Genomic DNA, 12,216 nt, shown 5'->3' with positions numbered 1-12,216 from the left:
AATAGAGCAAAGTGGGAGACCCCACAGGCAACGCCGAGGAGGCTCCCATGCTCCCCGCGGAAAGCAAGTTCCTGGAGCTGCAAGGAACGAACAACATTTATAATAAAAAACAACAATCTATGCGAAAATAGCCTTTCTTTTAATGGTTTTCGCACTATTCAATGTTCGGCTTTCATTCAGGAGATGATCGTTACGTCCCAGCCTCTTTTTTATGAAGACAGTGCAATTAAATAAAAGTTCTAATCAGCAAGAGAAATTCATCTTTGCAGAAGAACGCCGCCGCGGCAGTTGCAGCCGTCACAATCAAAGAGATTTTTTTTGATTGTGAAAGAGATGCCGCCATAATATATGCTATGTACAAAAAGACCCCGAGCAAGATCATTTTTGCCTGCAGAGAATCTTTTTCAGAAAGCCGCTCCACCACCAAATAGCTGCCCCATATCATACATTGCAGAAAAATAATCATTGGCCATTTCATCTTTACTCCCCTTCTTTAGCTCTACCGTTATATCACTAGTATTTAAGTTATGCGACATACTTGCTGTATATTTTTCATTTATGTAACAAATAGGTAACATTCAGGGGAATATTCGGAAAACATGATAAAATAGCATTAATTTAGCATGACGGCATTATAAAAATAGGTAGTAAGTATTGGTTTTTCATTCTAAAAAGAACGGTATGTTAAGACCATTTCAATTTAAAGAGGTGGGCAATATGGCAAAGTCGGTTATTGTCGCCTTCATCATGCCAGTATTTCTTCTATCATCTTGCAGTTTGAATTTCACTTCTGAAGCGATTAATAAGCCCGAACCGGAAGAAAGAAAGCTATTATTCTTTTCAGATGAACAAGATGAATATCGGGAATCCGTCTATTATGACGCACTCATTGACTTAAAACGGGATTTTCCAGAAGAAGTTGAAGGTTTGCAATTTATTGAGCCAAGCGCGGAAGAAAAGTATTCGTTTGAAGTAGAAAAATATCCTTCTCTTGTTGTAGTGGACGATAATCAAGTGATCTTCCAAATTGAAGGGCACGTAGGGAATAAAGAAGAGATTATTACCCCTGTCATTAAAGCTTTATCAGGGAGCAGCGGACAGCGTTAATCACCTGAGGTGGTTCTATTTAAAATAGCCGCCTTTTTATTTTGTAAAAAAACCCCCTTAATGCTGAACATTAAGGGGGTTTTTCCTATTATTTTACGATGTGGATCGGGCTTCCGATTGCCACTTCAGCAGCTTCCATTGTGATTTCTCCCAATGTTGGATGCGCGTGGATAGTCATTGCAATATCTTCAGCAGTCATACCTGCTTCGATTGCAAGGCTAAGCTCTGAAATCATATCAGAAGCTGCAGCACCAGCAATTTGTGCTCCAATAACAAGACCGTCTTCTTTACGTGTAACAAGTTTCAAGAAACCGTCTGTTTGGTTAAGAGATAGTGCACGTCCATTTGCAGCAAATGGGAATTTAGCAGCAACAACCTCAAGTCCTTCTTCTTTAGCTTGTGCTTCTGTGTAACCTACTGAAGCAAGTTCCGGCTCAGAGAATACAACAGCAGGAATTCCTAAGTAATCAATTTCAGCGTTTTCGCCAGCGATTACCTCAGCAGCAATTTTGCCTTCATAAGAAGCTTTATGTGCAAGCGGAGGACCTTCAACGATATCGCCGATTGCAAAGATGTTTGAAACGCTAGTGCGGCACTGCTTATCAATTTTGATGACGCCGCGGTCTGACATTTCAACGCCTACTTGCTCAAGACCAAGCTCGTCTGTATTAGCACGGCGTCCAACTGTTACTAACAAGTAGTCAGCTTCAACTGTCTGCTCTTCGCCTTTTACTTCAAATGTTACTTTTACGCCGTTTTCTGTTTCTTCAACAGATTTAGCTTTTGCTTTTGTATGAATTTCAACGTTTCCTTTTTTCTTAAGGTTGCGTTTTACAAGTGAGCTCATTTGTTTTTCGAAGCCCATTAGGATCTCATCCATCGCTTCGATGAATACAACTTCAGAACCGAAGTTAGCATAAGCTGTTCCAAGTTCAGTTCCGATGTATCCTGCACCGATTACAACGATTTTCTTTGGAATTTCATTTAAGCTAAGTGCGCCAGTCGAATCAAGAACGCGTTTAGAATATTTGAATCCAGGAATTTCGATCGGACGTGAACCAGTAGCAATGATTGCATTTTTGAATTTATAAGTTTGAGATGAATTATCATCCATTACTTTAATAGATTCGCTGTCTACAAAATATGCTTCGCCGCGAACGATTTCAACTTTGTTGCCTTTAAGAAGTCCTTCAACTCCGCCGACAAGCTTTTTCACAACGCCAGCTTTGAATTCTTGAACTTTCGTAAAATCAACTGTTACGTTCTCAGCTTTGATTCCCATGTCTTCAGAATGCTTGGCATGCTCAAAACGGTGACCTGCAGCGATTAATGCTTTAGAAGGAATACATCCAACGTTTAAGCAAACGCCGCCAAGGTTTGCCTTTTCTACGATTGTTACTTTCTGTCCTAATTGTGCAGCGCGGATGGCAGCTACATAGCCGCCAGGTCCCGCACCAATGACAAGAGTATCTGTTTCAATAGGGAAATCTCCTACTACCATCGATTACGCCTCCATTAAAATAAGTTGTGGGTCGTTCAATAAACGCTTAATGTGATTTAGTGCATTTTGTGCTGTAGCGCCATCGATCATACGGTGGTCAAAGCTTAATGATAAAGCAAGCACTGGAGCAGCAACAATTTCACCGTCAACTACGATTGCTTTTTCAGCAATGCGGCCGATTCCAAGAATCGCAACCTCTGGGTGATTGATTACTGGAGTGAACCATTGTCCGCCAGCTGAGCCGATGTTTGTAATTGTACAAGATGCGCCTTTCATTTCCGCAGCAGAAAGTTTACCGTCGCGTGCTTTAGTTGCTAAGCCGTTAATTTCATCAGAAATGTCAAAGATTGATTTGCGTTCTGCATTTTTAACAACTGGAACCATAAGTCCTTTTTCTGTATCAGCAGCAATACCGATGTTGTAGTAATGCTTTTGAACAACTTCTTCTGTTTTGTCGTCGATAGAAGTGTTTAGAACCGGATATTTCTTAAGCGCTGATGTAAGAGCTTTCACTACGTACGGTAAATATGTTAACTTAATACCCTGCTCGGCTGCAACACCTTTGAACTGTTTTCTGTGAGAAACTAGTTTCGTCACATCCACTTCATCCATTAATGTTACGTGAGGAGCTGTATGTTTTGAGTTAACCATTGCTTTAGCGATCGCTTTTCTCATCGGGCTCATTTTTTCGCGTGTTTCAGGGAAGTCACCTTCTGGAACAGCTTGTTTAGCCGGTGCTTTTTGCTCTGCTTTTTCTTCTTTAGCTTCTGCTTGAGGAGCTTCAGTTTGTGTTTCAGCAGGTTTAGAGCCGCCTTCTAAGAATGCATCAATGTCTTCTTTTGCAATGCGTCCGTTTTTGCCTGATCCTGATACTTGGCGGATTTCAACGCCTTTTTCACGAGCATATTTGCGGACTGAAGGCATTGCGATGATGCGTCGGTTTGGATCAGCGTCTGCCTGATCCTGTGCACCTGCACCAGTAGCTTCTGTTGTTTCTTGTTTAGGAGCTTCTTCTTTTTTCACATCTTGGCCAGCTTCAGCAGTTGCCTGTACTTGAGCTTCTTCTTTTTTCGGCTCTTCTTTAGCAGGCTCATCCCCATGGTCATCACCTTTAAATTTAAGGTTTTCGTAACCTGGAGCATCAAATGTGATAAGAGTCTGTCCAACTGTCGCAACAGTTCCTTCTTCAACTTTAAGCTCAATAACTTTTCCTTTTACAGGAGAAGGAATTTCAACGACTGCTTTATCATTCTGGATTTCAGCCAGTACATCATCTTCGTTTACTTCATCGCCAGGCTTGATAAACCACTTTACAATTTCACCTTCGTGGATACCCTCACCGATATCCGGCATTTTAAATTCGAAAGACACGGTATATTACCTCCTATTTTTCATATGGAAAAGAAACCAGTTTGCAGGTTTCAAAAGAATTAACATTTGATGTTTGTTCAACTGCTTTCACGCGGCCGCGCCGCGCTGATCATGGAACATAAACACGCCATTCTTCCGGGACCCTCTGATTTCTTTTCTCAGAATGTATAATTAGAAATTCATTACTTTTTTAGCTGTTTCAATAACATCTTTGAAGTTTGGCAGCCATACACCTTCAGCTTGAGAGAAAGCAAATACAGTGTCTGGAGCTGTCACGCGAAGTACAGGAGCTTCTAAGCTTAAGATTGCACGGTCATTGATTTCAGCAACAACGTTAGCTGCAATTCCCGCTTGCTTTTGAGCTTCTTGTACAACAATTGCGCGGCCTGTTTTTTCAACAGATGCAATGATTGTGTCGATATCGATCGGGCTGATTGTGCGAAGGTCGATTACTTCAGCAGAAATTCCGTCTTTTTCAAGCTCTTCTGCTGCTTTCAATGACTCATGCACCATTGCGCCGTAAGTAATAATTGAAAGGTCAGAACCTTCTCTTTTCACTTCAGCTTTGCCGATTTCAATTGTGTATTCTTCTTCAGGAACTTCCTGACGGAAAGAACGGTAAAGTTTCATATGCTCAAGGAAAACGACAGGGTCGTTGTCGCGGATAGCAGAGATTAAAAGTCCTTTAGCGTCGTAAGGAGTTGAAGGAATAACAACTTTCACACCAGGCTGCTGAGCCATAAGACCTTCTAAGCTGTCAGCGTGAAGTTCAGGTGTATGAACGCCTCCGCCGAATGGTGAACGGATTGTAACTGGAGACGACCAGCGTCCGCCAGAACGGTAGCGCATACGAGCCATTTGGCCTGAAATAGAATCCATTACTTCGTAAACGAAACCGAAGAATTGAATTTCAGCAACAGGACGGAATCCTGTTAATCCAAGACCGATCGCAAGACCGCCGATTCCTGATTCAGCAAGAGGTGTATCAAATACACGGTCTTCGCCGAATTCTTTTTGTAATCCTTCAGTAGCACGGAATACGCCGCCGTTTACACCAACATCTTCTCCGAACAATAAGACGTTAGAATCATTTTTAAGTTCTGTGCGCAGCGCATCAGTGATTGCTTGAATCATTGTCATTTGAGCCATGGCTTACTTCGACTCCTTTGCTTTGTAGATTTCATATTGCTCTTTCAGATTGAATGGCATTTCTTCGTACATGATATCCATTAAATCTGTTACTTTTTGTTTTGGATATTCATCCGCTTTTTTGATTGCTTCTTTAATATCTTCTTTAGCTTGTTCAATTGCTTTGTTCTCTTCTTCTTCGTTCCAGATTCCTTTGCTTTCAAGGAACTTGCGGAAACGTACAAGAGGATCTTTTTCTTCCCATTCGTTATCAAGCTCTTTTGTACGGTAGCGTGTTGGATCATCGCCAGCCATAGTATGAGGGCCATAACGGTAAGTAAGTGTTTCAATCAATGTAGGGCCTTCGCCGTTAACAGCGCGCTCACGTGCATCACGCACAGCAGCATACACAGCAAGTGCATCCATACCGTCAACTTGAATTCCTACGATACCTGCAGCAGCAGCTTTTTGAGCGATTGTTTGAGCAGCAGATTGTTTTTCAACAGGAGTAGAGATCGCAAATCTGTTGTTTTGAACAACAAAGATAGCCGGTGCTTTATAAGCGCCTGCAAAGTTGATTCCTTCGTAGAAGTCACCTTGAGAAGCTCCGCCGTCACCCGTATAAGTGATTGCAACAGTTTTAAGGTCTTTCTTTTTCATTCCAAGAGCTACACCAGCAGTCTGGATGATTTGTGCACCGATGATGATCTGCGGTGAAATCGCATTTACATCTTCAGGGAACTGGTTTCCGTGGAAATGTCCGCGCGAGAATAAAAACGCTTGATATAATGGAAGTCCGTGCCAGATGATCTGCGGAACGTCACGGTATCCAGGAAGAACGAAATCTTCTTTTTCAAGTGCAAAATGAGAAGCGATCTGAGATGCTTCCTGTCCTGCTGTTGGAGCATAAAATCCTAAACGTCCTTGACGGTTTAGTGAAATAGAACGCTGATCCAAAATACGCGTATAAACCATACGGCGCATTAATTCTTTTAATTGGTCATCTGATAAATCAGGCATTGCAGCTTCGTTTACAACCTCGCCCTGTTCATTCAGAATTTGGAACGTTTCAAACTGCTTTGCAATTCCTTCGAATTGCTTTTTGCTGTCAACAACAGCATTTTTAGTCTTAGCAGCCATATTTAGTCACCTATCCTTTCTCTTATAAAAAAATAGTTCTAGATAATTACTGACACATACAGCATTAGCCTACCCAAAATGAGTACGCCTGACACATTTTTTTAGGCTATCCTCTATATATCTTTATACCACCTGAGAGAATGCCGAAACGTTCTCTATGTATTGGACAGTACAAATATCTGTACTAATTTAAGTGATGAAAGAAATTAATACAATTCGTTTCAACATGTATTAGTGTACACCATGAAAAATAAGTTCGTCAATTGATTTATATCGATATTCTGAAAAGATATCCCATGTTTTTATTTTACTTTTATTCCCTTTTTATCAATCTGTACTATAACTAATTGTTCATCTGTATTATAAAAAACGGTACAGAGATTTATAGTAAGAAGCCGTTTGAATATGCTGATTCGGGCTGTCTTTATACATCAGTCTGACTGCTGAATACAAAAAACCTGCAGAGAAATCATTCTCTGCAGGCCATGCGGTGTTTTACGAAACTGTTTTTCAGGATTTTGAAGCATTTTCTTCCGGCTGCTCTACCTCTATCTCTGCTTCCTTGTAAAAGTCCATTTTTGCCTGATTGTACTGTTCTGTATACTCATTGAATTTTTTATTTTCAGCTAATACTTTTTCATAGGTGCTGTTAATTTCAGTAATTTTAGCTTCAAGCTCTTCGAGTTTTAAATCCTTTTTTTGAAACATTTGATACAGCTCTTTATCTAAGGCAATGGCTTCTTTATATGAAGCATAAAGGGCATCATAGGAATCGTAGCGATTCTGCATCAGCTCCTGAAGTCTTTCCGCCTTCTCTTTCGCTCCGTCTTCTTCCAGTTCCTTTGAAAGTTCTGCAATGTTTTTAAATTCTTCTTTGGAATCAAGAATGCTTTTCTTTTCATCCTCTACCCGCTTTTCTCTTTCCTCTACCACAGAGGCTGCTTCCTTTGATAGAGAAACAATCTTATCGTACTCTTTCATTCCTAAAGAAATGATTTCTTCATAAAGTTCATTTTCTTCTTTTTCAAGCTCAATTAAAGGTTTCTGCTGCTGCTCAAATGTATCCTCAAGAGAAACAACCTTCTCCAGAGCCGTATACATTTCTTCTTCTGGCGAAGAGCCGGAACAGCCAGATAATAATACCGATCCAATCAAGATTGCCGCCGCCGCGGAAATTGGTTTAGACATTTTTTTCACCGTGGGTCCCCCTAACCATTCAACACTTTAACTATAAGACGTTCTCGGGTTATTTACAATATCTTCTTTTAACAGAAAGAGGAATTGCCCGTTTAGGTCAGACAGTCAGATTAGAATTCACCCCAAAAGTCGGAGTTTTCCTTTTTGAAAGGCTGTTTTCGCTTAAATTGTTGTTTTGATAAAAAATATTGCCCGTTCCTTTCCGCTCCAGTCACTTGCTTTTCGCGGTCCGGCTGGGAGACTCTATTTTCCCGCAGGAGTCAAGTTTATCCGCTGCAATCCACTAAGGTTTACAACTTTTAGTCTAAAAGCAACAAAGTTTACGAAAAGAGCCTTTTGAAAAGATGGGATGATCAGTTTTAAGCCGGTTCGGTCAATGCAAGTAAACGCTAAAAACATATATAACAGCTTACATCCAATTAATGACCATTCGAGACCATTGTATGGTTTCTCCCTATGTCAGCTGTTCCTTGTCCAAGCTATTTGCAAAGCTCAATTTTTTTATTGTATCTGGGCATTTGTCTATACACTTTCCATGCCGTGACATAGTTTATATTAGACGCTCAGGCTAATGCACAGAAGATGAGGGTCATACTAAAAGGAGGTTTTTTACATGTACGGATGTTGCCCTGGATATGGTTACGGCTACCCGGCTGCTGGCGGACGCACTTTCGCTTTAATTGTAGTATTGTTTATTCTATTAATTATTGTTGGTGCTGCTTTCGTAGGCCACTGCTAATGAATGATTGCGGCCGATGATGCCCACATTTTATGTGGGCAAGCCGCATGATTGATGCCGCTTATCCTGAATGGACAAGCTGTACTTTTCGTTTGACAGGAATTCCATTATACTTATATAGATGATTTAGGATCAAAAGAGCAGGCGCCTTGTTCTGAATGAGGATCCAGGCGCAGGAGATGGACGCAGAAACCTATTTCCATATCCACTGCCTCTTGACTTTTATAATTTCCTGGTAAGACAAGAAATGGAGTGTGAGTCCCCGTGATTACAATGGATGATATTATCAGGGAAGGCCATCCGGCACTTCGCAAGGCGGCAGAAGAAGTTGCCATGCCTCCTTCTGATGAAGACAAAAAAACGCTGCAGGATTTACTTGATTATGTTTCTAACAGTCAAAATCCTGAAATGATTGAAAAATACGGCTTAAGACCTGGAATAGGACTTGCTGCACCGCAAATAAACGTTTCAAAACGGATGATTGCCATTCGGCTGACGGATGAAAAAGGAATTTTGCACAGTTATGCATTATTTAATCCGAAAATTGTCAGCCATTCTATTGAAAAAAGCTACTTAACAAGCGGTGAAGGCTGCCTGTCTGTCGACCGCCCTGTACCGGGATATGTACCCCGCTATGCAAGAATCCGCGTGAAAGCCGTATCGCTTGAGGGCGAAGAAATCGATTTAAGACTGCGCGGTCTGCTGTCTATTGTGTTTCAGCATGAAATTGATCATTTAAATGGGATTATGTTTTATGACCATATGAATGAAAAAGATCCTATGCAGGAACCCGAAGGCGCCATTGCCATTGAACGCTGAAAAAACCTGTCTGCATGATGAGCAGACAGGTTTTTTAATTAATAAATATGTTTAGTGCGAATCAAAGCGAAAACACGATCCTACAGCAGTCCTACTTTTTTCAGCCCATTAAGGATACCGTCCTGATTTACATCAGTCGTCACTTCATCTGCAAGCTCCTTCAGCTCAGGAACTGCATTCCCCATCGCTACTCCTGTGCCGACATATTTAATCATTTCAAGATCATTCAATCCATCACCGAAGGCATAAACATCTTTCTTCTCGATCTCCAGGCGTTCCATCAGCTTTTTGATGCCTTCAGCCTTGGAGCCTCCGAAAGGAAGAATATCAGTAGCAAGCTCGTGCCAGCGGATAATATGAAAATCTTCATATTTTTTATAATCTTCTTCTTCGCCTTCTTTACAGAAAAGAAGCGTTTGATAAATTTCGCGATTACGGTAAAAATCCGCATCCTGCTCCGGATGCATAAACTTGAGGCTGCCCATGCTTTCGTGTATATAGGGATGATCTGACTCTGTTGACATCATAGTATCATCACTCATAAAGACTAACGGATGATTTGAAGTGCGTGCAAATTCATATAGTTCTTCCAGTCTTTCTGTATTAAGCGGATTTTTATAAATGACTTTTCCTTCAAATACAACAAACTGTCCATTAAAACTGACAAAGGAATCGATTCCAAGCTCTTGTCTAAGATCCTCAAACATGAAAGGAGCCCTCCCTGTTGCGATGGCAACATGGTGACCTGCTTTTTTTAAATCTTCGATGGCTGTCCGTGTCGTATTCGGTATTTCTTTATCATGATTTAATAAAGTGCCGTCTATATCAAAAAATATGACTTTTCCGTTCATAAAAAACGTCCCCTAACCTGTTTGAATTAATCAACCACAACTAGACTCATAATAAAGGAAAATTTTTCGCTTCTCAACAGAAAACGTTTAACCTCTTCACATTAAACCATGAAAAACAAATATTTTCCACAAATACCCATGTTAACTTTCCTTTTTATCACATATACTAAGTCTGGCAGATTTACGAGGGTTCGGCACACATCGAATTGGACAAGATAAGGAGTGAGACGGAAATGATGAAAAGATTGCGACGCAGATTAAGATCTCAATGGAATAGTATTCTTGGCAGAAAAACAATGGCTTAAAAAAACCCCTCCTATAATTAGAGGGTTTTTTTTCTAATAGAAACAGGCCCAGCTCTTATGAGGGTTGGCTTAGGGACGATTATCGCATATAATAGAACAAGTTAGTCTAACATACGGCAGTTAAGGAGAGATTTGGCAATGCTATATAAAGTTTATTATCAGGAGAAATTAACTCAGGTTCCTGTCCGCGAAAAAACGAAAACCCTTTTTATTGAAGCTAAAACAGAGGGTGACGCAAGAAATAAACTAAAAGACCGCTTTTATAATATTGAATTTATTCAATCAGTTGAAGGCGCTTTTCTTGAATACGAAAAACAAAACGAAAACTTTAAAGTATTGGAGATTTGATTTTTATGAAATTTGTTAAAAATGATCAAGTTGCGGTTTTCGCACTTGGTGGACTCGGAGAAATCGGAAAGAACACGTACGGTGTCCAGTTCCAGGATGAAATCATTATGATTGATGCCGGCATTAAATTCCCTGAAGAGGAATTGCTTGGAATTGACTATGTTATTCCCGATTACACGTATTTAGTGAAAAATGAAGATAAGATTAAAGGTCTTTTCATTACACATGGCCATGAAGACCATATCGGCGGTATCCCTTATCTTCTCAAGCAAGTAAATGTGCCTATATACGGAGGCAAGCTTGCACTCGGCCTAATCCGCAACAAGCTTGAAGAGCATGGCTTATTGCGTCAGGCTAAATTATATGAAATTAAAGAAGATGACATCATTAAATTCAGAAAAACGTCTGTTACCTTCTTCAGAACTACACACAGCATCCCGGATTCGTACGGAATCGTTGTCAAAACACCGCCTGGAAATATCGTACATACAGGAGATTTCAAATTCGATTTTACACCAGTTGGAGAACCTGCAAACTTAACGAAAATGGCTGAAATCGGAAAAGAGGGCGTGCTGTGCTTGCTTTCAGACAGCACAAACAGTGAAATTCCTCACTTTACGATGTCAGAGCGCCGCGTAGGCGAAAGCATTCAGGAAATCTTCCGCAAAGTAGATGGCCGCGTGATCTTCGCCACTTTCGCATCAAACATTCACAGACTTCAGCAAGTCGTTGAAGCAGCTGTTCAGCATAACCGTAAAATTGCCGTATTTGGCCGCAGCATGGAATCCGCGATTGCAATCGGTCAAGATCTCGGATACATTCAATGTCCAAAGGAAACATTTGTTGAGCCGCATGAAATTAACCGCCTTCCTGCCAATAAAGTGACTATTTTATGTACAGGAAGCCAGGGTGAGCCAATGGCCGCTCTTTCCAGAATCGCAAATGGCACACACCGCCAGATTCAAATCATTCCTGGAGATACAGTTGTATTTTCTTCTTCTCCGATCCCTGGAAACACGATCAGTGTAAGCAGAACGATCAACCAGCTTTACCGTGCAGGTGCTGAAGTCATCCACGGTCCTTTAAGCGATGTTCATACATCAGGCCACGGCGGACAGGAAGAGCAAAAGCTGATGCTTCGTTTAATGAAGCCGGAATATTTTATGCCGATTCATGGCGAGTACCGCATGCAGATTATGCATTCAAGACTTGCCAAGGACTGCGGTGTAGCTGAAGAAAACTGTTTTATCATGGATAATGGCGAAGTTCTTGCCCTCAGCGACCGCGAAGTATCGGTTGCCGGAAAAATCCCTTCTGGCTCTGTCTATATTGACGGAAGCGGAATTGGCGATATCGGAAATATCGTATTGCGTGACCGCCGCATCCTTTCAGAAGAGGGATTAGTCATTGTAGTTGTGAGCATTAATATGAAAGAATTTAAAATTTCTGCAGGTCCTGACATTATCTCCCGCGGCTTCGTTTACATGAGAGAATCAGGAGATCTTATTAATGATGCACAAGTGCTGATTACGAAACATTTAAATAAAGTAATGGAACGCCGCACAAGCCAATGGTCTGAAATTAAAAATGAAATTACAGACACGCTTGCGCCTTTCCTTTACGAAAAAACGAAACGCCGTCCGATGATTTTACCTATCATTATGGAGGTGTAAGCAGAAAAGCTGCCGGTAATCCGGCAGCTTTTTTGGA

Annotated in this window: 12 protein-coding genes; 5 read left to right on the top strand and 7 right to left on the bottom strand. The window is 41.0% G+C overall.

From position 1 onward, the window contains the following. Window positions 1–226: 226 nt before the first annotated feature. Window positions 227–478 carry a hypothetical protein gene (locus tag AC3ISE_RS08690; protein WP_489223892.1) on the bottom strand — a complete coding sequence of 84 codons (252 nt, stop codon included), beginning with the start codon at window positions 476–478 and terminating at the stop codon, window positions 227–229. Window positions 479–717: 239 nt separating this feature from the next. Between AC3ISE_RS08690 and AC3ISE_RS08685 the strand changes: the two genes are divergently transcribed. After that, window positions 718–1,107 carry a hypothetical protein gene (locus AC3ISE_RS08685; RefSeq protein WP_489223891.1) on the top strand — a complete coding sequence of 130 codons (390 nt, stop codon included), beginning with the start codon at window positions 718–720 and terminating at the stop codon, window positions 1,105–1,107. Between the two features lie 88 nt (window positions 1,108–1,195). Here the strand turns inward: AC3ISE_RS08685 and lpdA are convergent, their stop codons facing one another. From lpdA to AC3ISE_RS08660, 5 genes are all read right to left on the bottom strand, one after another. After that, window positions 1,196–2,608 carry a dihydrolipoyl dehydrogenase gene (gene lpdA, locus AC3ISE_RS08680; RefSeq protein ID WP_489223890.1) on the bottom strand — a complete coding sequence of 471 codons (1,413 nt, stop codon included), beginning with the start codon at window positions 2,606–2,608 and terminating at the stop codon, window positions 1,196–1,198. Window positions 2,609–2,611: 3 nt separating this feature from the next. Then, window positions 2,612–3,979, bottom strand: a complete 1,368-nt coding sequence (locus tag AC3ISE_RS08675) for a dihydrolipoamide acetyltransferase family protein (protein WP_489223889.1) — start codon at window positions 3,977–3,979, stop codon at window positions 2,612–2,614. A 171-nt stretch (window positions 3,980–4,150) separates the two neighbouring features. After that, entirely contained in the window at window positions 4,151–5,128 is a 978-nt protein-coding gene (locus tag AC3ISE_RS08670) for an alpha-ketoacid dehydrogenase subunit beta (RefSeq protein ID WP_489223888.1), read from the bottom strand. 3 nt (window positions 5,129–5,131) lie between these two features. Next, the gene (gene pdhA / locus AC3ISE_RS08665; protein WP_070878991.1) at window positions 5,132–6,247 is read right to left on the bottom strand and encodes a pyruvate dehydrogenase (acetyl-transferring) E1 component subunit alpha; all 1,116 of its coding nucleotides are present in this window, start codon (window positions 6,245–6,247) and stop codon (window positions 5,132–5,134) included. 510 nt (window positions 6,248–6,757) lie between these two features. After that, window positions 6,758–7,435 (bottom strand): YkyA family protein, encoded by a 678-nt coding sequence (locus AC3ISE_RS08660; protein ID WP_489224293.1) that lies wholly within the window; start codon window positions 7,433–7,435, stop codon window positions 6,758–6,760. Between the two features lie 622 nt (window positions 7,436–8,057). Here AC3ISE_RS08660 and AC3ISE_RS08655 point away from each other — a divergent pair. After that, window positions 8,058–8,183 (top strand): YjcZ family sporulation protein, encoded by a 126-nt coding sequence (locus AC3ISE_RS08655; RefSeq protein ID WP_489223887.1) that lies wholly within the window; start codon window positions 8,058–8,060, stop codon window positions 8,181–8,183. A gap of 264 nt (window positions 8,184–8,447) precedes the next feature. Then, on the top strand, window positions 8,448–9,002 hold the full coding sequence (gene def, locus AC3ISE_RS08650; protein WP_489223886.1) for a peptide deformylase: 555 nt from the start codon (window positions 8,448–8,450) through the stop codon (window positions 9,000–9,002). An 80-nt stretch (window positions 9,003–9,082) separates the two neighbouring features. On the opposite strand, the gene AC3ISE_RS08645 is transcribed toward def, so the two are convergent. Further along, window positions 9,083–9,853, bottom strand: a complete 771-nt coding sequence (locus AC3ISE_RS08645; protein ID WP_489223885.1) for a Cof-type HAD-IIB family hydrolase — start codon at window positions 9,851–9,853, stop codon at window positions 9,083–9,085. Window positions 9,854–10,296: 443 nt separating this feature from the next. On the opposite strand from AC3ISE_RS08645, the gene AC3ISE_RS08640 reads away from it, so the two are divergent. After that, window positions 10,297–10,506, top strand: a complete 210-nt coding sequence (locus AC3ISE_RS08640; protein WP_489223884.1) for a DNA-dependent RNA polymerase subunit epsilon — start codon at window positions 10,297–10,299, stop codon at window positions 10,504–10,506. Window positions 10,507–10,511: 5 nt separating this feature from the next. Next, the gene (gene rnjA, locus AC3ISE_RS08635) at window positions 10,512–12,179 is read left to right on the top strand and encodes a ribonuclease J1 (protein ID WP_309191391.1); all 1,668 of its coding nucleotides are present in this window, start codon (window positions 10,512–10,514) and stop codon (window positions 12,177–12,179) included. The last annotated feature ends 37 nt before the right edge of the window (window positions 12,180–12,216 follow it).

The organism is Metabacillus sp. KH_069 (assembly GCF_057838075.1).
The sequence above is the reverse complement of the archived record's forward strand: the minus strand, read 5'-3'. Positions and strand labels throughout refer to the sequence as shown.

Coding starts and splice junctions, on each gene's coding strand:
- AC3ISE_RS08645 (WP_489223885.1), bottom strand. CDS start 9,853: ATGAACGGAAAAGTCATATTTTTTGATATAGACGGCACTTTATTAAAT.
- AC3ISE_RS08660 (WP_489224293.1), bottom strand. CDS start 7,435: ATGTCTAAACCAATTTCCGCGGCGGCGGCAATCTTGATTGGATCGGTA.
- AC3ISE_RS08640 (WP_489223884.1), top strand. CDS start 10,297: ATGCTATATAAAGTTTATTATCAGGAGAAATTAACTCAGGTTCCTGTC.
- AC3ISE_RS08670 (WP_489223888.1), bottom strand. CDS start 5,128: ATGGCTCAAATGACAATGATTCAAGCAATCACTGATGCGCTGCGCACA.
- AC3ISE_RS08655 (WP_489223887.1), top strand. CDS start 8,058: ATGTACGGATGTTGCCCTGGATATGGTTACGGCTACCCGGCTGCTGGC.
- AC3ISE_RS08685 (WP_489223891.1), top strand. CDS start 718: ATGGCAAAGTCGGTTATTGTCGCCTTCATCATGCCAGTATTTCTTCTA.
- AC3ISE_RS08690 (WP_489223892.1), bottom strand. CDS start 478: ATGAAATGGCCAATGATTATTTTTCTGCAATGTATGATATGGGGCAGC.
- lpdA (WP_489223890.1), bottom strand. CDS start 2,608: ATGGTAGTAGGAGATTTCCCTATTGAAACAGATACTCTTGTCATTGGT.
- pdhA (WP_070878991.1), bottom strand. CDS start 6,247: ATGGCTGCTAAGACTAAAAATGCTGTTGTTGACAGCAAAAAGCAATTC.
- rnjA (WP_309191391.1), top strand. CDS start 10,512: ATGAAATTTGTTAAAAATGATCAAGTTGCGGTTTTCGCACTTGGTGGA.